The organism is Nocardia nepalensis, assembly GCF_048910785.1.
Lineage (GTDB): Bacteria > Actinomycetota > Actinomycetes > Mycobacteriales > Mycobacteriaceae > Nocardia > Nocardia nepalensis.
The window spans coordinates 352,296-371,021 of record NZ_JBKBET010000038.1 but is presented as its reverse complement, the minus strand read 5'-3'; the positions used below and the strand labels follow the sequence as shown (position 1 = coordinate 371,021).

19 protein-coding genes are annotated in these 18,726 nt (G+C 66.8%); 16 read left to right on the top strand and 3 right to left on the bottom strand.

What is annotated here, in order from left to right; translation table 11 throughout:
- The first annotated feature begins 16 nt into the window (after nucleotides 1-16).
- The 6 genes from ACHQ4I_RS36280 to ACHQ4I_RS36255 all read left to right on the top strand — a co-directional run bounded on the left by ACHQ4I_RS36280 (nucleotide 17) and on the right by ACHQ4I_RS36255 (nucleotide 5,299).
- Complete coding sequence (locus ACHQ4I_RS36280) at nucleotides 17-1,081, top strand: acyl-CoA dehydrogenase family protein (protein WP_420776420.1); 1,065 nt, start codon at nucleotides 17-19, stop codon at nucleotides 1,079-1,081.
- Nucleotides 1,066-2,226 (top strand): acyl-CoA dehydrogenase family protein, encoded by a 1,161-nt coding sequence (locus ACHQ4I_RS36275; RefSeq protein WP_420776419.1) that lies wholly within the window; start codon nucleotides 1,066-1,068, stop codon nucleotides 2,224-2,226. The genes ACHQ4I_RS36280 and ACHQ4I_RS36275 overlap by 16 nt, the downstream gene beginning before the upstream one ends.
- Nucleotides 2,227-2,236: 10 nt before the next feature.
- Nucleotides 2,237-3,199, top strand: a complete 963-nt coding sequence (locus tag ACHQ4I_RS36270) for a bifunctional MaoC family dehydratase N-terminal/OB-fold nucleic acid binding domain-containing protein (protein ID WP_420776418.1) — start codon at nucleotides 2,237-2,239, stop codon at nucleotides 3,197-3,199.
- Complete coding sequence (locus ACHQ4I_RS36265) at nucleotides 3,196-3,606, top strand: MaoC family dehydratase (RefSeq protein ID WP_420776417.1); 411 nt, start codon at nucleotides 3,196-3,198, stop codon at nucleotides 3,604-3,606. The genes ACHQ4I_RS36270 and ACHQ4I_RS36265 overlap by 4 nt, the downstream gene beginning before the upstream one ends.
- Nucleotides 3,606-4,787, top strand: a complete 1,182-nt coding sequence (locus ACHQ4I_RS36260) for a lipid-transfer protein (protein WP_420776416.1) — start codon at nucleotides 3,606-3,608, stop codon at nucleotides 4,785-4,787. The genes ACHQ4I_RS36265 and ACHQ4I_RS36260 overlap by 1 nt, the downstream gene beginning before the upstream one ends.
- Before the next feature lie 68 nt (nucleotides 4,788-4,855).
- Nucleotides 4,856-5,299 (top strand): NUDIX hydrolase, encoded by a 444-nt coding sequence (locus tag ACHQ4I_RS36255; RefSeq protein WP_420776415.1) that lies wholly within the window; start codon nucleotides 4,856-4,858, stop codon nucleotides 5,297-5,299.
- Here ACHQ4I_RS36255 and ACHQ4I_RS36250 read toward each other — a convergent pair.
- Nucleotides 5,296-5,874 (bottom strand): TetR/AcrR family transcriptional regulator, encoded by a 579-nt coding sequence (locus tag ACHQ4I_RS36250; RefSeq protein ID WP_420776414.1) that lies wholly within the window; start codon nucleotides 5,872-5,874, stop codon nucleotides 5,296-5,298. The two genes, ACHQ4I_RS36255 and ACHQ4I_RS36250, sit on opposite strands and share 4 nt — an antisense overlap.
- A gap of 63 nt (nucleotides 5,875-5,937) precedes the next feature.
- Between ACHQ4I_RS36250 and zapE the strand changes: the two genes are divergently transcribed.
- The 6 genes from zapE (at nucleotide 5,938) to ACHQ4I_RS36220 (ending at nucleotide 11,340) form a co-directional block, all read left to right on the top strand.
- Nucleotides 5,938-6,897, top strand: coding sequence for a cell division protein ZapE (gene zapE, locus ACHQ4I_RS36245; RefSeq protein ID WP_420776413.1), 960 nt, complete (start codon nucleotides 5,938-5,940; stop codon nucleotides 6,895-6,897).
- Nucleotides 6,898-7,043: 146 nt separating this feature from the next.
- The gene (locus ACHQ4I_RS36240) at nucleotides 7,044-7,988 is read left to right on the top strand and encodes a DUF4129 domain-containing protein (RefSeq protein WP_420776412.1); all 945 of its coding nucleotides are present in this window, start codon (nucleotides 7,044-7,046) and stop codon (nucleotides 7,986-7,988) included.
- Complete coding sequence (locus tag ACHQ4I_RS36235) at nucleotides 7,985-8,479, top strand: hypothetical protein (RefSeq protein WP_420776411.1); 495 nt, start codon at nucleotides 7,985-7,987, stop codon at nucleotides 8,477-8,479. Before ACHQ4I_RS36240 ends, ACHQ4I_RS36235 begins: the two co-directional genes overlap by 4 nt.
- Before the next feature lie 47 nt (nucleotides 8,480-8,526).
- Nucleotides 8,527-9,489 carry an AAA family ATPase gene (locus ACHQ4I_RS36230; RefSeq protein WP_420776410.1) on the top strand — a complete coding sequence of 321 codons (963 nt, stop codon included), beginning with the start codon at nucleotides 8,527-8,529 and terminating at the stop codon, nucleotides 9,487-9,489.
- A gap of 139 nt (nucleotides 9,490-9,628) precedes the next feature.
- Nucleotides 9,629-10,888 carry a DUF58 domain-containing protein gene (locus ACHQ4I_RS36225; protein ID WP_420776625.1) on the top strand — a complete coding sequence of 420 codons (1,260 nt, stop codon included), beginning with the start codon at nucleotides 9,629-9,631 and terminating at the stop codon, nucleotides 10,886-10,888.
- The gene (locus ACHQ4I_RS36220; RefSeq protein WP_420776409.1) at nucleotides 10,885-11,340 is read left to right on the top strand and encodes a hypothetical protein; all 456 of its coding nucleotides are present in this window, start codon (nucleotides 10,885-10,887) and stop codon (nucleotides 11,338-11,340) included. The genes ACHQ4I_RS36225 and ACHQ4I_RS36220 overlap by 4 nt, the downstream gene beginning before the upstream one ends.
- Nucleotides 11,341-11,343: 3 nt before the next feature.
- On the opposite strand, the gene ACHQ4I_RS36215 is transcribed toward ACHQ4I_RS36220, so the two are convergent.
- Both ACHQ4I_RS36215 and kstD read right to left on the bottom strand, forming a co-directional pair.
- The gene (locus ACHQ4I_RS36215) at nucleotides 11,344-12,204 is read right to left on the bottom strand and encodes a MaoC family dehydratase (protein ID WP_420776408.1); all 861 of its coding nucleotides are present in this window, start codon (nucleotides 12,202-12,204) and stop codon (nucleotides 11,344-11,346) included.
- 192 nt (nucleotides 12,205-12,396) lie between these two features.
- On the bottom strand, nucleotides 12,397-14,106 hold the full coding sequence (gene kstD / locus ACHQ4I_RS36210) for a 3-oxosteroid 1-dehydrogenase (RefSeq protein ID WP_420776407.1): 1,710 nt from the start codon (nucleotides 14,104-14,106) through the stop codon (nucleotides 12,397-12,399).
- A gap of 105 nt (nucleotides 14,107-14,211) precedes the next feature.
- On the opposite strand from kstD, the gene ACHQ4I_RS36205 reads away from it, so the two are divergent.
- The 4 genes from ACHQ4I_RS36205 to dmpG are packed head-to-tail and all read left to right on the top strand — an operon-like array spanning nucleotide 14,212 to nucleotide 18,716.
- On the top strand, nucleotides 14,212-15,960 hold the full coding sequence (locus ACHQ4I_RS36205) for an FAD-binding protein (protein WP_420776406.1): 1,749 nt from the start codon (nucleotides 14,212-14,214) through the stop codon (nucleotides 15,958-15,960).
- A gap of 1 nt (nucleotide 15,961) precedes the next feature.
- Nucleotides 15,962-16,747, top strand: coding sequence for a 2-keto-4-pentenoate hydratase (locus ACHQ4I_RS36200; RefSeq protein WP_420776405.1), 786 nt, complete (start codon nucleotides 15,962-15,964; stop codon nucleotides 16,745-16,747).
- Nucleotides 16,748-16,757: 10 nt separating this feature from the next.
- Nucleotides 16,758-17,669: an acetaldehyde dehydrogenase (acetylating) gene (locus ACHQ4I_RS36195; protein WP_420776404.1), complete on the top strand. Its 912-nt coding sequence runs from the start codon at nucleotides 16,758-16,760 to the stop codon at nucleotides 17,667-17,669.
- 12 nt (nucleotides 17,670-17,681) lie between these two features.
- Nucleotides 17,682-18,716, top strand: coding sequence for a 4-hydroxy-2-oxovalerate aldolase (gene dmpG, locus ACHQ4I_RS36190; RefSeq protein ID WP_420776403.1), 1,035 nt, complete (start codon nucleotides 17,682-17,684; stop codon nucleotides 18,714-18,716).
- Nucleotides 18,717-18,726: the final 10 nt, after the last annotated feature.

Sequence of the window (18,726 nt, the reverse complement as noted above, 5' to 3'; positions counted from 1 at the left end):
AGACTGGAGTTAAAGCGTGGACTTCACCAGGGACGAGGGCCAGGACGCCGTTGCCGAGGTCGTCGTGAGTTTGCTGGAGCGTGAACCGGCACGCGATATCGAGCTGTGGCCGAGTCTGATCGAGACCGGACTGCTCTCGCTCGCGCTGCCGGAGCGTTTCGGCGGTGACGGCATGGGCCTGCCGGAGGTCTCGGTCCTGCTGACCGAACTGGCCACCGACGCGGTGGCGGTGCCCGCCCTGCCGACCCTCGGATTCGGGCTACTGCCGCTGCTGGCCGCGTTGCCCGACAGCGTCGCCGAGCGGGTCTATCCAGAGGTCGCGAAGGGTGCGGTGCTCACCGCCGCCCTGAGCGAGCCCGCGAACCCCTTCGTCGTCAAACCCGAGACCACGGCCGTCTCCGATGGAGACACCGTGCGCATCACCGGGCACAAGGTGGCCGTGCCATATGCGGAGCAGGCGCGCTGGCTGCTGATCCCGACGAATTCCGGTATCGCACTCGTGGATTCGGATGCCGCCGGGCTCACTCTGACGCCGTCGCCGGTATCCGGCGGGATTCCCGAATGTACGGTGCGCCTCGACGGGGTCGAGATTCCCGCCGAGCAACTGCTGCCCGGCGGCATCGGTGAACTACACCGGTTGGCCGTCGCCTCGATCGGTGCGACCGCGGATGGACTGCTCAAGGGTGCGCTGGTGTTGACCGCAGAACATCTGCGGACCCGCCACCAGTTCAACCGGCCGCTCGCCGAATTCCAAGCCGTGGCACAGCAGATCGCGGACGTGTACGTCGTCTCGCGGACCCTGCAGACCGCCGCCGTTTCGGCGAACTGGGCACTGGCACAGGCCGATTCGTCGCCGCAGCACCAGGAGCGCATCGACGACGACCTCGACGTGCTCGCCTACACCGTGGCCTCGGAACTGCCCGCGGCCATGCAGAAATGCCATCACCTGCACGGTGGCCTCGGGGTCGATGTGACCCACCCGATGCACCGCTACTACTCACAGGCCAAGGACCTCGCCCGCTGGCTCGGCGGCGAATCGTTCCGACTCGATCGATTGGGGGCCAGATGTTCATCGACCTGACCGCGGAGCAGCGCAAGCTGCGCGATGAATTGCGTTCGTACTTCGCCGATCTCGTGACTCCCGAGGAGGAGGACGAGATGGCGATCAACCGGCACGGTGATGCCTACCGTGCGGTGGTGCGCCGGATGGGCGCGGATGGCTGGCTCGGGGTCGGCTGGCCGAAGGAGTACGGCGGCCAGGGCTTCGGTCCGATGGAACAGCAGATCTTCTTCAATGAGGCCGTGCGCGCGGATGTTCCGCTACCGCTGGTCACCCTGCTGACGGTCGGGCCGACGCTGCAGAGCTTCGGCACCGAGGAACAGAAGGCGAAGTTCCTGCCCGGAATCCTTTCCGGCGATATCCATTTCGCGATCGGCTACTCCGAACCGGAGGCGGGCACCGATCTCGCATCGCTGCGCACCAGCGCGGTGCGCGACGAATCCGGCGACTGGATCGTCAACGGGCAGAAGATCTTCACCACCGGCGCGCACGAGGCCGACTACATCTGGCTGGCCTGCCGCACCGGTTCGGTCGAATCGCGGCACCGCGGTATCACGATCCTGATCGTGGACACCAAGGATCCCGGCTACTCGTGGACCCCGATCATCACCTGCGACGGCGCACATCACACCAACGCCACCTACTTCGACAATGTCCGGGTGCCCGCCAATATGTTGGTGGGCGAGGAGAACCGGGGCTGGAAGCTGATCACCACCCAGCTCAATCACGAGCGGGTGAGCCTGGGTCCGTCCGGCAAGATCGAACAGCTCTACGACCGGGTGCGCGAGTGGGCGCAGCCGCGTGGCGTGCTCGCCGAGACCGACGTGCGCCGCTCGCTGGGCCGCATGCACGCCATGGTCCGGCTCAACGAACTGCTGAACTGGCAGGTCGCGGCCACCGTCGACGGCGACCAGGCCACCGTGATCGCCGATGCCTCGGCCACCAAGGTGTACTCCACCGAATCGCTGCAGGAGGCCGGTCGCCTCGCCGAGGAGATCGTCGGGCACTACGGCGATCCGGCCGATCCGGCCACCGCCGAATTGCTGACCTGGCTCGACCGCAGGACCAAGCAGAACTTGGTGGTGACCTTCGGCGGCGGTGTCAATGAGGTGATGCGTGAGCTCGTCGCCTCCTCCGGTCTGAAACTGCCTCGGGTACCACGATGAACCCCGCGAGATGGACTACAGCAAGGAGCCGCGCGTGCCGGAAACCCTGACTCCGGAAGCGATTACCGCCGCCGCAGAGAAGATCATCGCGGCGGGAGATTGCGCGCCGCGCCTCGGGCGTGACCCGGTGAACCAGCCGATGATCAACAACTGGGTCGAGGCGCTCGGGGACAACAACCCGATCTACGTCGACGAAGCGGCCGCCCGCGCCGCCGGACATCCCGGCGCCGTGGCGCCGCCCGCCATGATCCAGGTCTGGACCATGCTCGGGCTCAGGGGTTCTCGCGCGGCGGATGATCCTACGAACCAGGTCATCGAGCTGCTGGACAGCGCGGGCTTCACCTCGGTGGTCGCGACCGACTGCCAGCAGACCTATCACCGATACCTGAATGTCGGTGAGCAGGTGGCGGTTACCAGCAGGCTGTGCGATATCCGCGGCCCGAAGCGGACCGCGCTCGGCGAAGGGTGGTTCGTCACCTTCCAGATCACTTGGCGGGTGGGCGACGAGGTGGTCGCCGAAATGGTCTGGCGGCTGCTGAAATTCGCGCCGGGCACCGGTACCGCCGCGAAAGCGCCCGCGGGTGAACGGGTCAAGCCGCTCGTGTCCTGGGATACCGAATTCTTCTGGGAGGGTACGAAAGCCGGGGAGCTGCGGATTCAGCGCCTGCCGGACGGCACGCTGCGGCATCCGCCGATTCCGGCGATCTGGCAGGACAAGTCCCAGCAGACCGACTATGTCGTGGCCTCCGGGCGCGGCGAGGTGTTCAGTTACGTCGTGCATCACGCGCCGAAAGTGCCCGGGCGGCAATTGCCGTTCGTCGTCGCGCTGGTCGAATTGGAGGAGGGCGTGCGCATGCTCGGTGAACTGCGCGGCATCGACCCGGCCGATGTGAAGGTCGGCCTGCCGGTGCAGGTGGAGTTCGAGAAGCTCGGTGACGAGGCCGTGCTGCCGGTCTGGCGGGTGGTCGCATGACCTACGTCGAACCGGCCGCAGTGCAGGTCGGGACCGCGCTGCCCGAGCTGGTCATCCATGCCGATCCCACCTTTGTGATCAGTACGGCCCTGGCCACCAGGGACTTTCAGGATGTGCACCACGACAGGGACAAGGCCCTCGCTCGTGGTTCCAAGGACATCTTCGTCAATATCCTCACCGATACCGGGCTGGTGCAGCGCTTCGTCACCGACTGGGCCGGACCGCGTGCCATCGTCAAGTCGGTCGCGCTGCGCTTGGGCGTGCCGCTGTATGCCGGTGACACACTGACGCTCTCGGGCACCGTATCCGCCATCGAGGGCGATGACATCCACATCGATGTCGTCGGCCGCGACAGCCTCGGTGACCACATCACGGCGAAAGCCGTTATCGCGCTGCGGAGGCCATGATGACCGCTGACAATACGATCTCCGGACGCGCCGCCATTGTCGGCATCGGCGCCACCGACTTCTCCAAGGACTCCGGCCGCAGCGAATTGCGGTTGGCCGCCGAGGCGGTCACCGCGGCGCTGGCCGACGCGGGCCTGACACCCGCCGATGTCGACGGCCTGACCACCTTCACCATGGATACCAACACCCAGGCGGCGGTCGCGCGCGCGGTCGGCATCCCGCAGCTGAAGTTCTTCAGCCACATCGGATATGGCGGCGGCGCGGCGTGCGCCACCATCCAGCAGGCCGCCATGGCGGTCGCCACCGGTGTCGCCGACGTTGTCGTCGCCTACCGCGCCTTCAACGAGCGTTCGGTATCGCGCTTCGGCCAGTTCTCCACCGCGCTGGCCACCGCGCCGACCTCTTCGGGTATCGATGCGGGCTGGTCCTATCCACAGGGCCTGGGGACTCCCGCGGCCCAGGTGGCGATGGTCGCCCGGCGCTATATGCACGTTTACGGCGCCACCAGCGCGGACTTCGGCCGAGTGGCCGTGGCCGACCGCAAACACGCCGCGGTGAACCCGGCCGCCTTCTTCTACGGCAAGCCGATCACCCTCGAGGATCACCAGAATTCACGCTGGATCGCCGAACCGCTGCATCTGCTCGACTGCTGCCAGGAATCCGACGGCGGTGTCGCGATCGTGGTCACCAGCGTCGAGCGCGCCCGCGACCTCCCGCAGCGTCCGGCCGTGATCACCGCCGCCGCACAGGGTTCCGGCGCCGACCAATATGTAATGACGAGCTACTACCGCGACGCCCTCACCGGCTTGCCGGAAATGGGTCTGGTCGGCGATCAACTCTGGGCCCAAAGCGGTTTGCGCGCCGAAGATATGCAGGCCGCCATCCTCTACGACCACTTCACCCCGTTCGTCCTCATGCAGCTGGAGGAGCTCGGCTTCTGCGGACGCGGTGAGGCGAAGGATTTCATCGCCGACGGCGCCATCGAAATCGGCGGCCGCCTACCCCTCAACACCCACGGCGGACAGCTCGGCGAGGCCTATATCCACGGCATGAACGGAATCGCCGAGGCGGTCCGGCAGATCCGCGGCACCTCGGTGAATCCTGTCGAGGGTTTGGAGAACATCCTCGTCACCGCGGGTACCGGTGTTCCGACGTCGGGGCTGGTGCTCAGCGCCAACTGAGTCGCGCGCGGTCATACTCTCGAATACGCCTGTGGATATAGGTTGAAGCGGCAGCGGGAGGAGGGTTGATGACCGATCGGCATCTTGTCGACGTGCATATTCTGCTCGTTCGGGGTGGGGAAGTGCTGCTCAGTAGGCGGCGTAGTGCCGATGAGTTCGATGGGCTGTGGCATTTGCCCGCGGGGAAGTTGGAGGCGGGGGAGTCTGCGACTGTGGCAGCGGCGCGGGAGGCGTATGAGGAGGTGGGGGTGGTTATCGATCCGGCGGATCTGCGGCATGTCCATACCGCCCATGTCGTCGGGTCCGGTCGTGAGGCTCGGCTCGGGGTGTTCTTCGAGGCGCTGCGCTGGAGCGGGGAGCCAGTTAATCGGGAACCGGACAAAAGCTATGAGCTGCAATGGTTTCCGCTGAAGGCGCTGCCCGAGGGCTCGCTCATCGGGTATCCCGCCGCAGGGCTGCGTGGCTACCTCAGCGGTGCTACCTACAGTGAGCGCGGCTGGTCGAAACGCTAGCTGTCGAGGTGGCGGGCCAGCAGCCGGGTGAGTTGATCGACGCTATCGGGGGTGCCCGCGGGGTGGTGGCTGCGCGCGCCCGCGAAGCGGTCGAAGACGGCTCCCTCGATGACCGCGATGAAGTCGGCGGCGGCATTGCTGGGATCGGGGAAGTGCAAGGCGCGGAACAGGTCTCGGGCTCGAATGGTCGAGAACAGGCTATGCGCGAGTCGATCGTGCAGTTCGGGATCGGCGTGCAGGTCGATGATGAGCGCGTGCCGGACGAGTAGATGGTTGCGTCGTTCGACGAGTAGTCGATCGAGCCATATCGCGATGGCGCGGGCGATATCGGTCGCATTGGCGGCTTCGGATGCTTCGAGCCCGGCGGCGACGAAATCGTCGCGGGAGCGGGTGGTGATCCGGTCCGCGATCGTTTCGATGAGTGCCCGTTTCGTGCGGAAGTAATAGGAGGTCGATCCGGCGGGCAGGTCGAGCGCGGTATCGAGGGCGCGATGGGTGAGCGCTCGAATGCCTTGGGTGGCAATGAGGTCGATGGCGGCATCGACGATCAGTGTGTGCCGGTCGGTTGTGGACATCATCACCTTCCGTGGCGGCCGTCTGCGTGATCCTCTACAACTGTAGAGGATCAGGAGGACGCCGTGGAAGACAACCTCACATTGGATGCCGATCAACTCCGGGCCCAGACGCGGCTGCTCGAACTGCTCGACCGGCGCGGTCAACCGGTAAAGCGGCATCGCGGCATCTACCTGCACGGCAGACCGGGCCGCGGCAAAACGATGCTGATGGACCGCTTTTTCGCGGGCGTCGCATCGAATCGCAAGCGACGCTTCCACTTCCACAACTTCTTCGCCGAATTGCACACCGCGGCACACGAGTCGGGTTCCATCGACAAGGCCATCGACAACCTGCTCGGCAATGCCGAACTGGTCTGCTTCGACGAATTCCACGTGCACGATATCGGCGACGCGATGCTGATCGCCCGCATGCTCGATGCGCTCTTCGCCCGCCGCATCGTGCTGGTGGTGACCTCGAACTACCCGCCGGAGCAGCTGCTGCCCAACCCGCTGTTCCACGACCGTTTCCTGCCGACCATCGCCCGCATCGTCGCGCACTTGGACGTCGTCTCGGTCGATGGTCCACTCGACTACCGCACGCGCGGCGGCGCGGACACCGCTTTCGCGGCCGGGCGTTACCTTCTCCGCGACACTGGTGCAGTCAACCTGACAGCACCTGATGTCGACATTCCGGTGGGCGCCCGCAAGATCCGCGCCCGCGCCGTCGACAGTGCCGCGATCGTCATCGACTTCACCGCCCTGTGCGGCACCGCCACCGCCGCCGCGGACTACGTCGAGTTGGCACAGCGCTTTCTGCACTGGACCCTGTGCGACGTCCCGCCCCTGCGCGAGGTCCCACCCGACTGGGCCATGCGCTTCGTCAACCTGATCGACGTGCTCTACGACGCGGATCGCGAACTCACCCTCGAGGCCCGAACGCCCCTTCCGGACCTGATGGCCGACGTCCCCGCCATCCCCGATATCGCACGGACCGCGAGCCGCCTCGGCGAGCTACAGCAGCCCGAATCCGCCCCGGTCGGTTAGCGCCGGACCGGCGTATCTGCCGGTGGAAACCGCGCTACCGTGGATAAAGAGGAGGTAATCCGAAGTATTCGATTCCATCCCGAGCCGACCACTCGGCATGTAACTATGTGCCTGTTCAGAGCTGTACTCAGATGTGGTGGTAACAGGTGGCCAGGGCGGGAGCGCCGATATCGCGCGTGATCGTGCTGATCACGCTGCTGGCGTGTGCGGCGATCGCGCTGCGCGGCCACATTCCCGGGGCGCATGCCTCCGGTGACCACCGCGCGGTGCCATCCGCGATCTCGGTGGTGCTGATGCCGGTGCTGCTCACCGTTTCGGTGGTGATCCTGATCGCCGGAGTGATCGCCAGCCAGCACCGGCTGCCGCTGGCCATGCCGGAAGTGGACCGCCATTCCGAGCGCAGGAACGGACGTCTCGGCCGCACGGGCCTGCTGCTGTTGGCCGCGCTGGCGTTGGTTTCGCTGATCGTCGCGGCCGCGACGGCGATCATCTTGGTCGGTTTCGGTCGCGAGGGCGAGCAGGTGCCGTCGTCGGTGCCCCGGGAGGGACCCAGCCGCACGCCGCAGGAGGTCGTCACCAGTTCGCCGACCCCCGACACCGCGCCGACCCACCTGGGCGGCACCGCGTTCCTGCTGGCCTCCATCGGCGCCATCGCATTGGTCGGCGTGGCGTTGGTCGGGCTTATCGTGGTCGCGATGGCGGGCAAGCGCACGCCGCGTACCGCGTCGCCGCCGCTGCCCCCGGCCGCGCCGACGGTGGCGGGTTCGCTGGCCCGAGCGGCCGAGATGGGTCTGGCGGCCATGAACGCGCCGGGCCAGGATCCGCGCGAGGCGATCATCGCCTGCTATGTCGCGATGGAACGCGGCCTGTCCTTCGATCGCGCGGCCGCGCCGTTGGCCTCCGATACCCCGATGGAGGTGCTGGCCCGCGCCTTCGAGCGCGGCGCCCTGCACGATGCGTCGGCACGGGAGTTGGTCGCGCTGTTCGAGGAGGCCAGGTTCAGTCCGCATTCGATGCTGGAGTGGCAGCGGATGCGGGCCGAACAACTGCTGCGTATCGTTTTGGCGGATCTGCAGGGAGAGATGGTATGAACCGCGCGATCGTGCTCGGTGCGCTGATCGTGGTCGTGCTGATCGAGCTCATCACCCTCGGCAAGGCCCGTGGCGCATTGCTCATCGCCGCCGGAATTCCGGTGGCGCTGGGCATGATGGCGCTGATCTGGTCGTTATCGGGCCGGACCGTCCCGAAAATCGATGCGGGGGCGGACTACATCGAGAACGGTCCCGCGGAAATGCTGCGGCACTGGCATGCCAGGGCGGAAATGCTCGCCGACCGCGCGGACGGCACCCGGGCCGACTGGGACCGGCACCTGCGTCCGCTGCTGGCCAAGGAGTTCGAGTTGTCCACCGGTCTGCGGGTCGCCAAGAACCGCAAGGCGACCGAGGCCGCCGGGATACTGCAGTTCGGCCCGGAATTGTGGCGCTGGGTCGATCCGGCCAACTCGGCACTGCGGGATCAGACGACGCCCGCACCGGGGCGGGCGGCGCTGGATGAGATCCTGCGCCGGCTGCAGAAGATGTAATGCGTCGTTTTTAGGAGAATGTGGGTTGAGCGAGTGCGAGTAGACAAATGACCATGCCGATGGACGCGACCATCCAGCGCAGCGAGGCGGTGCTCCGGGAACTATCCCGGGTGATCGTCGGCAAGCGGGATGAGTTGCAGTTGATCATGATCGCCGTGCTCTCCGGTGGTCACATCCTGATCGAGGATCTGCCCGGCCTCGGCAAGACGCTCATCGCCAGGTCCTTCGCCGCCGCGCTCGGCCTGGACTTCACCCGCGTGCAGTTCACGCCCGACCTATTGCCCGCCGATCTGCTCGGCTCCACCATCTACGACATGTCCTCGGGCCGGTTCAACTTCCGGCGCGGCCCGGTGTTCACCAATGTGCTGCTGGCCGACGAGATCAACCGGACGCCGCCGAAGACCCAGGCCGCGCTGCTGGAGGCGATGGCCGAGGGCCAGGTCAGCATCGACGGCGAGACCTTCCCGCTGCCGCAGCCATTCGTCGTGCTGGCCACCGACAACCCGATCGAGTACGAGGGCACCTATCCGCTGCCGGAAGCGCAGCTGGACCGGTTCGCGATGCAGCTGCGGCTGGGATATCTGTCGGAGAACGACGAACGCCAGATGATCCGCCGCCGCCTCGAGCGCGGTTCGGCGACGCCGCAAGTGGTGCAGGTCGTGGACGCGAACGGGCTGATGGAGATGCGGCAGTCGGTCGAGTTCGTCACGGTGCATCCGGATGTGGTCGGCTATGTGGTCGCGCTCGCCAGTGCGACGCGCAGTCATCCCCAGGTAGAGGTGGGCGCGAGTCCGCGTGCCGAACTCGATCTGGTGCAGATGTCGCGGGCCCGTGCGCTGCTGCTCGGGCGGGACTACGTGATCCCGGAGGATGTCAAAGCGCTGGCGGTTCCGGCGATGGCGCACCGCATCACGCTGCGTCCCGAGATGTGGGTGCGCCGGATCCGCGGCGAGGACGTGATCACCGAATTGCTGCGCCGTCTGCCGGTTCCGCGCGCATCGGTGACCTGATGCGGCAGAGCAGGACATGACCCAGCCGGAACCTACCGAGCAAGCCCCGGTCATCCAGGGGACCGCGGCTGCCGCTGCCGTCGCGGCGCGACCGCCGACCCGCGACGAGCCGATGGCCGGCGGGGCCAGGCATCGAGATATGAGCACCGCCGTCGAGGCCGAATTGCGTTGGCGACCGGCGCCACTGGTCTTCATGCTCGCGGTGAGCGCGGCGGTGGCCCTGGTGCTCGCGGTGGTACTCGGCCGCTGGCAGCTGGTGGTTTTCGCGGCACCGCTGCTCGGCGTGCTCGCCACCGCGCCGTGGCAGCAGTCATCGACCCGGATCCAGGTCGACGGCGGCGGCACGCTGCGCTGCTTCGAGACCGAGGAGATCGTCACGACGATCGCCGCCTTCGTCGAATCGGGTCACGCGCTATTGCGGCTGAAGCCCGAGAAGTTCGCGGGACTCGGAATCGAGATCGAGGAGGCGATCGATTCCGGGACGGCGCCCGCCGGGCTGCGGCTGGCCCTGACGGCGGACCGGTGGGGTCGCTATCCGCTGTCCGTCCGGGTCTCCGCGCTCAGCCCGGCGGGACTGTCCGTGGCCACCGCGGTGCTGCCCGCCGGACAGCTTTTCGTCTACCCGATCACCGATCCGCAGCGAATGAAGTTGCCGCGCACCGAACTTCCCGAACGGCTCGGCACCCACCTCACCCGCAAACACGGGCCGGGCGTGGAGTACGCCGACATCCGCGCCTACGCGCCCGGCGATCAGCTGCGGATCGTGAACTGGCCGGTGAGTGCGCGGCGCGGGCGACTGTACGTCACCGAACGGCTGACCAACCGGTCCGCGGACGTGGTTGTGCTCGTTGACACTTCGCAGCAGGCGCCGGGTCCGGCCACCGACTCCCTGGAACTGTCGGTGCGCGGTGCGGCGCAGGTGGTGCAGTCGACGCTGCAGGCGGGCGATCGCACCGCGGTGGTCTGCCTCGGCCAATCCCCGCGCTGGCTGCGCCCGGATATCGGGCGGCGGCAGTTCTACCGGATCGTGGACACCGTGCTCGATGTCGGCGACGAGCACATCCCCACCACCGGCACGCTTGCGCCGCATGCGGCCGTCCCGCTCGGCGCGATCATCGTCGCCTTCACCACGCTGCTGGACACCCAGTTCGCGCTGGCGCTGATCGATCTGCGCAAGCGCGGCCATGTGGTCGTGGTCGTCGATGTCCTGCGCGGCACGCCCTTCCAGGAAGATCTGGACCCGATGCTGGCCAGAATGTGGAATCTGGAGCGTGCCTCGATGTATCGAGATATGGGTACCATCGGCGTCGATATCGTCGCCTGGACCGAAGACGCGCGATTGGATCAGGTCATGCGATTGATCCCGGACCATCGCCGAACCGTGCGGGTGCACCGATGATCCGATTCCTGGCCGTTCTCTCCGGCGTCCTACTGGTGACCGCGGTGACGCTGATGACGCCGTGGGCCGGTATTCCCGCGGCCGCACTGGTGGTAGCGGGCTGGTGGTTCCGCCTGCCCGCGGTCGCGGCGGTACTCCTCGCGATCGGCGTACTCGCCGCGGCCGACACCGGTGTGCTCGCCGCCGCCGCAACGGGATTGGTGGCCACGACGTATCTGCTGAACACCGCGACCGTCTCCGCGCCGGTCGGCGTGGTGCCGACCACCGTGCCCTCGGTGCTCGGCGCGGTGGCGTTCGCGGCAGCGGCCGTCGGCGCGGCGCTGCTCCCGCTGCGGCTGGCTTGGGTGCCGATCGCGGCTCCCATCCTGGTGATCCTGTTGTACGCCTTGATTATCCAAGGCGTCACGGTGCGTCGTCGCAATGCGGATGAGGTCACCGCGTCCGCGGGTTAGGAGTCAGGCGAAGCGCAGGATGACCTCGCCCAGCACCGGTGCGTCCTCGCGTTCCACGACCGTGGCCGCGATGACGAGTTCGCCGTCAGTGCGCCAGATCCGGGTGCGAATGGTCTCGCCCGGATACAGCACGCCCGCGAAGCGCGCGCGGAATCCGGTGACCCGGCTCGCATCCGAATCCAGCACGGTGTCGGTGGCCGTCTTGCAGACGATGCCGTAGGTGCACAGGCCGTGCAGGATCGGGTTGGGGAAGCCCGCGGCGCGGGCGAATTCGGGATCCGAATGCAGTGGGTTGCGGTCACCGCACATGCGGTACAGCAGCGCCTGCTGCGGGAGTGTCGGCGTGGTGACGTCGAAATCCGGCGCGCGGTCGGGGAGTTCGGTCTTGGTGCTGGGGCCGCGTTCGCCGCCGAAGCCGCCCTCGCCCTTGGCGAAGATGGATGAGCGGGCGGTCCACAGCGGTTCGCCATCGGAACCGGTGACCGTCTGCTCCTGCACCACGACGGCGGCCGAACCCTTATCCCACAGTTCGGTGATGCGTCCGGTGCTGCTCGCCTTGCCGGCGGCCGGAATCGGGCGGTGCACCTCGACCTCCTGATGGCCGTGCACCACCTTGGCCAGGTCGATATCGATGCCCGGAAATTTGACCTTCGGCGGTTCGGTGTCGTGAAAGGTGGCCGCCACGGTGGCGAAGGTCGGCAGCACCTGCGGTGTGCGGTCGTCGAGGTAGCGCAGTTCGGCGGTATCGGTCCAGCGCGTACCCGCTCCGAGCCCCAGCTGGTACAGCTGCACATCCGACGGCGTCCAAGCGAACTCCCGGCTCGGGAGTTCCGCGCCGAGGGCGACTTTCGGATCGATGGGCATCGAGTTCTCCTTGTGAATGCTTTGTGGACTGATTCAGCTGCCCGATGCGGGCGGGGGCCTGGTCGGATGCGGTCCGGCGAAGTGGCCTGCGGTTCATCGCGCACGGGGACCGTTGCCTCCAATCGATCCTGCGGGGACCGCATCCGCGTGAGCAAGGGGGCGTCCACTCGCTGGGACGCCCCCTTGGCTCAGCTACGCCTCGGCGGTGGCCTTGGCCGAGAGTTGCTTCTTGCGTTCGGCGATATCCAGCACCGCGAGATAGCCGAAGGTGATCGCCGGGCCGATGGTGGCGCCGGGGCCCGCGTAGGTGTGGCCCATCACCGGGGTCGCGCTATTGCCGGAGGCGTACAGGCCCTCGATGACGCTGCCGTCCTCGCGCAGCACCCGACCGGCGGTATCGGCGACCAGACCGCCCTTGGTGCCCAGGTCGCCGGGCACGATCTTGGCCGCGTAGTACGGGCCCTGCACCAGTCCGGCCAGGCAGGGGTTGGGCTTGACGGTCGGATCGCCGTAGTACCGGTCGTAGTGGCTGTTGCCGCGGCCGAAGTCCTCGTCCGTACCGGTCTCGGCGAACTTGTTGAACCGCTCGACGGTCGCGGTCAGATTCTCGGTGGACACGCCGATCTCGGCGGCCAGTTCTTCGAGGGTATCGGCCTTGACGATCAGGCCGTTTTCCATCCAGCGGGACGGAAACCGCTGACCAGGCTGTAGTCCGGCGAAGATGTAGCGGTTCCGGTAGCGCTGATCGAAAACCAGCCACGCGGGGATATTCGCGCCCGGACCTTCACCCTGCCCATATTCGCCGCCGTACATGGTGTGCACAGCCTCGACGTAAGGAGCGGACTCATTTCCGAATCGCTTGCCGTCGGCGTTGACCATGATGGTGCCGGGCAGATTCCGCTCGGCCAGCGCGAACCACGGCTTGCCGCCCTTGAAGATGGTCGGCCCCCACCAGGAATCCTCCATGAAACCGACCGCGCCGCCCACATCCATGCCCGCGTTGATGCCATCGCCGGTATTGGCGACCGCGCCGGTGGTCCATTCGGTGGTGATGGGCTGGCGCTGGTACTTGGTGCGCATCTCGGCGTTGTGCTCGAAACCGCCGCTGCCGAGCACCACGCCGTACTTGGCGGTGAACCGCACCGTCTGGCCGTCGTGCTCGGCCTCGACGCCGGTGACCACGCCGTTGTCGACAATGAGCTTGGTCAGCGGTGTGTTCAGCAACAGCGGCACGTTCGCGTCCATGAGCCCCTTGCGCATGGCGGCGATGATGGCCTGCCCCATGCCGAGGATGTGCTTACCGGTCCACTTGGCGAAATAGGTGCGCGCGCCGACGCGCATGGCACGCATGATGCCCTTCGGGTGGCGGCGGATCAGGTTGAGCCGGACGAAGTCGGCTTGCATGACGACGACGTTCAGTGGGGCCTTGGCGTACGGCGGCTCCAGGTTGAACCGCTCCTCGCCGAGGACCTTGGCGTTGAACGGCGCGGGTTCGCACGAGCGTCCTTCGCCAAGGCCGCCGGGGGCCTCTGGGTAGTAGTCGGAGTAGCCGGGCACCCACTTCATCCTCAGCGGCGTGTGATCGAGAACGAAGTCGAAGGCCTCCGCGCCCCGGTCGATGTAGGTGTCGATCCGGTCCTTCGGCACCACGTCGCCGATGATGCTGTGCAGGTAGGTGCGGGCGTCCTCGCGGTCATCGGGACGGCCGGACGCCTTCAGCGCCTTGTTGCCGGGGATCCACACGCCACCGCCCGAGCGTGCGGTCGACCCGCCGTAGTGCGCGGCTTTCTCGATGATCACCACACTGAGCCCATGATGGGCCGCGGCGAGGGCGGCGGTCATCCCGGCGGCGCCGCTGCCGACCACCACCACGTCATATTCCCGATCAGTCATGTAGAACACGTTATAGAATGGGACCGCATTTGGTCTATGTTGAGTGGCAGAAGACGCGCTCGACGTTCCATTCGTCGAGAAAACTTGTTTCAGTTTCTGACCGGAGTGATGTACATGGGCGGTGTTGTTTCGAGCGACCTGCAAGCAGTCGCTAGCGGCGTTGTTTCGAGCGACCTGCAAGCAGTCGCCAGCGGCGTTGTTTCGAGCGACCTGCAAGCAGTCGCCAGCGGCGAATGGGATCTGACCGCCGACGTGGTCGTCGTCGGATTCGGCGCCGCGGGTGCGGCGGCCGCGCTGGAAGCGACGGACGCGGGTGCGCAGGTGCTGGTGCTCGAGCGTTTCGCCGGTGGCGGTGCGTCGGCGTTGTCCGGCGGCATCATCTACGCGGGCGGTGGCACCTCGGTGCAGCAGGAGGCCGGTGTGCGCGATACGCCGGAGCAGATGCTGGCCTATCTCGAGCGCGAGGTGGGCACGGCCGTCTCGCCCGAGACGCTGCGGCGGTTCGTGGACGAGAGCCCGGCGATGATCGAGTGGCTGAAGGGGCACGGGGTGCCATTCGAGGCCTCGCTGTGTCCGTACAAGACGTCGTATCCGAATGACAGCTACTACCTCTACTACTCCGGCAGTGAGGTCTCCGGCTACGGCCGCGAGGTCGCGACGCCCGCGCAGCGCGGACATCGGGTCAAGGGCAAGGGCCCGTCCGGCAAGAAGCTCACCGGTCCACTGGCCGCCTCGGCCTCGCGGCGCGGTATCCGGGTCGAAACCCTCACGCAGGCAATACGATTGATCACCGACGACAACGGCACGGTGATCGGCGTCGAATGCGAGACACTGCGCGACGCCCCCGGACGGGTCCGAGACCGCTACACCCGGTTGGCGAAAATCGCCGCCAAGCCGGGCATCTACTACCCGCCGCTGCGCAAGGCGCTGGAGCGTCAGCTGGCGAAGCTGGATCGCCGCTACCGCACCACCATTCGGATTCAGGCCCGCCGCGGCGTGGTGATCAGCGCGGGTGGGTTCATCGCGAATCGGGAGATGCTGGGGCAATACGGGCCGCGATACCGCGGCGGACTCGCACTCGGCACGACCGGTGACGACGGCAGCGGGATCCGGATGGCCCAGCAGGTCGGCGCGGCGACCGATCGGATGGGCAATATCTCGGCGTGGCGATTCATCTTGCCGCCCAGTGCTTTCACCGGATCGGTATTGGTCGACGCGGACGGTCGCCGGGTGATCGATGAGACCCGCTACGGCGCCGCGGTCGGCCACGCGTTGATCACCGAGCACGACGGCAAGGGGTGGCTGCTCGCCGACGACGAGCTCATGCGCACCGCGATCGCGCAGATTCGGACGCAGTCGGCCTGGTTCCAGCGCGGACAGTTCGAGGCGATGCGGCGGACCGCGGTGCGCGGCGCGACCCTGGATGCCGTTGCGGCGAAGGCCGGTATCGATGCCGAGGGCCTGCGCGCCACCGTCGCCGAGCACAATGCGGCCATCGAGAACGGCTCGCCGGATCCGGTCGGCAAGCCCGCCGAATTCACCAAAACGGTGGGGGCCGGACCGTTCTGGCTGTTGGATGTCGGTATCAAACCGAGCGTCATCAATCCGTGCCCGATGCTCACCCTCGGCGGCGTGGTCGTCGACGAGAGTACGGGAGCGGTGAAATCGACTGCCGGAAACGATATTCCAGGCCTGTTCGCGGCCGGTCGCACGGCGGTCGGCATCTGCTCGGACTCCTATGTCAGCGGATTGTCCCTGGCCGACTGCATCTTCTCCGGTCGGCGGGCGGGCAGGTTCGCGGCAGGCGCCGATGTTCTTTCGCGGGCAGCCGTGCCCGAAGCGACAACAGTGGAAGGAAACTAGCGTGCTGTCCGACGCGGTACGAATCGAATTGGCCGATGAACTCGAGGTCGCCGAGCGCGATCGCGTCGGCATCGACCCCCTCATCGCCCGGCATCCCGATATCGATGTCGTCGACGCCTATGAGATCCAGCTGATCAATATCCGGCGCAAGCTCGACAACGGCGCGAAGGTGGTGGGGCACAAGGTCGGTCTGTCCTCGCTCGCCATGCAGCAGATGATGGGCGTGGACGAACCCGACTACGGTCATCTGCTCGCCGATATGGAGGTATTCGAGGACGTTCCGGTCGAGACCTCGCGCTATCTGATTCCCCGGGTCGAGGTGGAGGTCGGCTTCATCCTCGGCGCGGACCTGCCGGGTGCGGATTGCACCGAGGCCGATGTGCTCGCCGCGACGGTCGCCTACGCACCGTCCATCGAGCTGATCGATTCGCGGATCAAGGACTGGAAGATCGGGCTGGCCGACACCATTTCCGATAACGCGTCCTCGGCCGGTTTCGTCCTCGGCGCGGCGCGGGTCGCGCCGAAAGACCTCGATATCAAGGCCATTGACGCCGTGCTCACCCGCAACGGTGAGGTGGTCGCCGAGGGGCGCAGCGATGCGGTGCTCGGCGATCCGGTCATCGCGGTGGCCTGGCTGGCCCGCAAGGTAGCCAGCTTCGGGGTGCGGCTGAAGGCGGGCGACATCGTGCTGCCCGGTTCCTGCACGCGCGCCATCGACGCCCGTGTGGGCGATTCGTTCCACGCCGAGTTCGCCGGACTCGGTTCTGTCCGTTTGCAATTCAAGTAGGAGGCTGGCCGTGTCCGAAACGGGGACCGTCACCGCCGCGATCGTCGGATCCGGCAATATCAGCACCGATCTGCTGTACAAACTGCTGCGCTCCACCACGGTGGAACCGAAGTGGATGATCGGAATCGACCCGGAGAGCGAGGGTTTGAAGCGCGCCCGCGGGCTCGGGCTGGAGACCTCGCACGAGGGCGTTGACTGGTTGCTCGCGCAGTCGGAACTGCCGGATCTGGTCTTCGAGGCGACCTCGGCGTATGTGCATCGCGCCGCCGCACCCAAGTACGCGGAGGCCGGAATCCGCGCGGTCGACCTCACGCCCGCCGCGGTCGGGCCCGCGGTCGTGCCGCCGGTGAACCTCGGTGCGAATCTCGATGCGCCGAACGTCAATATGATCACCTGCGGTGGCCAGGCCACGATTCCGATCGTCGCGGCGGTATCGCGCGTGGTGCCGGTGCCCTACGCCGAAATCGTGGCCTCGGTGTCGTCGGTCTCCGCCGGACCGGGCACCCGCGCCAATATCGATGAGTTCACCAAGACCACCTCGCGTGGTGTGGAGACCATCGGCGGCGCGCAGCGCGGCAAGGCGATCATCATCCTGAACCCGGCCGAACCGCCGATGATCATGCGCGACACCATCTTCTGCGCGATTCCCGAGGACGCCGATACCGACGCGATCGCGGATTCCATCCATCGGATGGTCGCCGATATCCAGAAGTACGTGCCCGGCTACCGGCTGCTCAACGACCCGCAGTTCGACCCGCCGTCGGTGGTTTCCGGTGGTATGGCGAAGGTTTCGGTCTTCGTCGAGGTCGAGGGCGCCGGCGATTTCCTGCCGCCGTATGCGGGCAACCTCGACATCATGACCGCCGCCGCCACCCAGGTGGGCGAGGTCATGGCACAGCAGATTCTGTCGGCCCGGGTGTAAGGAGCCTTCAACATGGTCTATTCAGCAGAACTCGACATCCGCATCACCGACACCTCGCTGCGCGACGGCTCGCACCACAAGCGCCACCAGTTCACCGCCGACGATGTGCGCAATATCGTCACCGCGCTGGACGGCGCCGGGGTGCCGGTCATCGAGGTGACCCACGGCGACGGACTCGGCGGCTCATCGTTCAACTACGGCTTCTCGCACACCCCCGAGCAGGAGCTGGTCAAGATCGCGGCGGAGACGGCGAAGCAGGCCAAGATCGCGGTGCTCATGCTGCCCGGCGTCGGCGTCAAGGAGGACATCAAGGTCTCCCAGGACAACGGCGCCTCGATCTGCCGCATCGCCACGCACTGCACCGAGGCGGATGTGTCGATCCAGCACTTCGGCCTCGCGCGGGAGCTGGGATTGGAAACCGTCGGCTTCCTGATGATGTCGCACACCCAGCCCCCGGAGGCGCTGGCCAAGCAGGCTCGGATCATGGCCGATGCCGGGTGCCAGTGCGTTTATGTGGTGGACTCGGCGGGTGCGCTTGTGCTCGAACAGGTTTCGGATCGGGTCGCCGCGCTGGTCGCCGAACTCGGTGATGACGCCCAGGTCGGCTTCCATGGGCACGAGAACCTGGACCTAGCGGTTGCCAACTCCGTCTACGCCGTTCGTGCTGGTGCGAAGCAAATCGATGGCAGCGCGAGGCGATTCGGTGCCGGCGCGGGCAACACCCCGGTCGAAGCCTTCGTCGGTGTGTGCGACAAGCTCGGTATCAAGACCGGTATCGACTTCTTCGCGATCGCCGATGCGGCCGAGGATGTGGTGCGGCCGGTGATGCCGCAGGAGTGTCTGCTGGATCGTCAGGCGCTGATGATGGGGTATGCGGGTGTGTACTCCAGCTTCCTGAAGCATGCCGAGCGCCAGGCCGAACGCTATGGCGTATCGGCGGCCGAAATGCTGGTGCGCGCGGGCAAGCGCAAGCTGGTCGGCGGACAAGAGGACCAGTTGATCGACATTGCACTGGAACTCCAGCGCGAGGCGTCCGTCTCCGCCTGACCCCGCTCCG

Coding starts and splice junctions, on each gene's coding strand:
- ACHQ4I_RS36275 (WP_420776419.1), top strand. CDS start 1,066: ATGTTCATCGACCTGACCGCGGAGCAGCGCAAGCTGCGCGATGAATTG.
- ACHQ4I_RS36270 (WP_420776418.1), top strand. CDS start 2,237: ATGGACTACAGCAAGGAGCCGCGCGTGCCGGAAACCCTGACTCCGGAA.
- ACHQ4I_RS36265 (WP_420776417.1), top strand. CDS start 3,196: ATGACCTACGTCGAACCGGCCGCAGTGCAGGTCGGGACCGCGCTGCCC.
- ACHQ4I_RS36260 (WP_420776416.1), top strand. CDS start 3,606: ATGACCGCTGACAATACGATCTCCGGACGCGCCGCCATTGTCGGCATC.
- ACHQ4I_RS36255 (WP_420776415.1), top strand. CDS start 4,856: ATGACCGATCGGCATCTTGTCGACGTGCATATTCTGCTCGTTCGGGGT.
- ACHQ4I_RS36250 (WP_420776414.1), bottom strand. CDS start 5,874: ATGTCCACAACCGACCGGCACACACTGATCGTCGATGCCGCCATCGAC.
- ACHQ4I_RS36235 (WP_420776411.1), top strand. CDS start 7,985: ATGAACCGCGCGATCGTGCTCGGTGCGCTGATCGTGGTCGTGCTGATC.
- ACHQ4I_RS36230 (WP_420776410.1), top strand. CDS start 8,527: ATGACCATGCCGATGGACGCGACCATCCAGCGCAGCGAGGCGGTGCTC.
- ACHQ4I_RS36225 (WP_420776625.1), top strand. CDS start 9,629: ATGAGCACCGCCGTCGAGGCCGAATTGCGTTGGCGACCGGCGCCACTG.
- ACHQ4I_RS36220 (WP_420776409.1), top strand. CDS start 10,885: ATGATCCGATTCCTGGCCGTTCTCTCCGGCGTCCTACTGGTGACCGCG.
- ACHQ4I_RS36215 (WP_420776408.1), bottom strand. CDS start 12,204: ATGCCCATCGATCCGAAAGTCGCCCTCGGCGCGGAACTCCCGAGCCGG.
- ACHQ4I_RS36205 (WP_420776406.1), top strand. CDS start 14,212: ATGGGCGGTGTTGTTTCGAGCGACCTGCAAGCAGTCGCTAGCGGCGTT.
- dmpG (WP_420776403.1), top strand. CDS start 17,682: ATGGTCTATTCAGCAGAACTCGACATCCGCATCACCGACACCTCGCTG.